At 60.3% G+C, this 2,045-nt stretch carries 2 protein-coding genes; one reads left to right on the top strand and one right to left on the bottom strand.

From position 1 onward, the window contains the following. The coding region (locus WDU99_RS17190; RefSeq protein WP_337333691.1) for a hypothetical protein at positions 1-1,040 on the bottom strand (1,040 nt) is incomplete at its 3' end. 67 nt (positions 1,041-1,107) lie between these two features. Here WDU99_RS17190 and WDU99_RS17185 point away from each other — a divergent pair. Continuing rightward, positions 1,108-2,045 (top strand): IspD/TarI family cytidylyltransferase (locus tag WDU99_RS17185; protein WP_337333690.1); only part of this gene is annotated, 938 nt, incomplete at its 3' end.

The following is a 2,045-nucleotide window of genomic DNA, read 5'->3' as shown; positions in this document are numbered from 1 at the left end:
GCATAGACCGCCGTAATTTCTGGCCGATTCTTCTGCAGATACCAGTACATGTACTCGCCGCAATCAGACGCCGAGTACATCTTGTCGTGCAGAAGCCAGATGTTCTTCCGATCCCACCGAGACTTCGTCAGCCAATAAAGCGATCTGACAACCACGGCTTTCAGGTGGCGCCTGGGCGTTTTTCGATTAAGCACACGAGCAACCACCGCGAGATTCACCAGTACTTCGTTCTTCACCCGTTGGCTAATACGGATTCTGGTGACCGCGATCGCCCTATTGTCGGCGCGGAAGGCGAAATTGCCGCGCACCCAGCGCAAGCCGCGAACTTTAGCAAGGTGGCTGGCGCCGCGATACCCGAACAGCATGGACGCCGTGGCCACAACCCCATCGACCCGCAGTTCTGCGCGCAGCGTAATGGTTGTCTTAGGGTATTCTGGCGGAACATCTGTGCGAAGCCTCAAGTAGCGCCCCTTGGCAAAAACATGCCCAAAAAGATGATATCCCGCATACTCACCTGTGTCTACGGCTGGAGTCACCGTCTGCCAAGCAACCCAGTGCATCGAAAGTTCGTCGTCATTGAACAGGAAGGGGGGCGCCACCTGCGCTTCAACCGTCAGAACGTCATCGGCGAAATGCGTGCGGTAGATGTTCGCGCCCAACTGAGCCAATGAGGCGACAACCACGTCGTCCGCCATCACGTCAAAGGATCCTCTCGCGCCCCTCACGTGACGGAGGTGGAAGCGATAGTTGTCGCCATACCGCGCCCGGAGTGCTAAGGAAATGCACCAGTGCGAAAGCGGAACGGGCAACTTCGCCTTGCGCGAAAGCCGCACTAGGACGTCTAGTGGGACTCGGGTAATAATGTCGGTGATAGCAACGGCAGCGGTGTCCATCTCGTCACTCGCGATGGCCTCTTGAGGCGTCGGACCGTAGCACCGCCGAAGATAGACGAGCATGTCATAGACGCGGCCCGCCGCTTCCTCTGGCTCTGATTTCGAGGGCCAGTCGGCTCCTAGAGTTGCCAAGGTCTCAAGGGCCACACTCATTCATCACTCCCATGCGATGGCTAACATCCCATCCCACGGGACGGCCGTAGTATGGATTCTGATGTCAACATCGTATCTCAGCCCGTCTCGCCGCACCCTGGGCCCACAGCCCGCGCGGACGGTAGCCGTGATCCTCGCCGGAGGGATCGGCGTCCGCGTCGGCCTCGGCATCCCGAAGCAGCTCATCAAGATCGCCGGCAAGGCGATCGTCGAACACACCCTCGAAGTGACGAACGCGAGCCCGGTGATCGACGAGATCATGATCGTCATGAACGCCGGCGCGATCGAGCAGCTGGACTCGCTGAAGGACCCGGAGCGCTTCCCGAAACTGACACGCATCATCCCCGGCGGTGAGACGCGCAATGACTCCACCCAAGCCGCACTCGACGCGCTCGGAGACGACCCCGACACGAAGGTGCTGTTCCACGACGCTGTGCGGCCGTTCGTGAACGATCGGATCCTCGAAGACTGCGTCGAAGCCCTCGAAGATTACGATGCAGTCGACACCGCGATTCCGTCTGCCGACACGATCATTCAGGTCGATTCAGCCTCGCACATCACCGGTATGCCGAATCGCTCGACACTGCGCAGGGGACAGACCCCGCAGGCGTTCCGGCTCGGGACGATCCGCAAGGCTTACGAACTCGCGAACGAAGACAAGACCTTCCACGCGACCGACGACTGCGGCGTCGTGTTCACCTACCTGCCCGACACGCCGATCTATGTCGTCGAGGGCACCGCGCAGAACATGAAGGTCACCGAGCCAATCGACGTGCATATCGCCGACAAGCTCTTCCAGCTTCAGTCGGCCAGCCTCACCGCCGACGATTCCTTGCCCGACCTGTCGGGCAAGGTCATCGTGGTGTTCGGTGGCAGCTACGGCATCGGTCAGAGCATCGTCGAGCTTGCCGAGCAAGCCGGCGCAGCCGTGCATCAGTTCAGCCGCTCGTCGACCGACACCGATGTCCGTTCGCGTGCGCAGGTGAAGAAGGCGCTAAA

Source organism: Microbacterium bandirmense (assembly GCF_037204185.1).
GTDB classification, from domain to species: Bacteria; Actinomycetota; Actinomycetes; order Actinomycetales; family Microbacteriaceae; genus Microbacterium; species Microbacterium bandirmense.
This window is presented reverse-complemented; position numbering and strand designations above follow the sequence as displayed.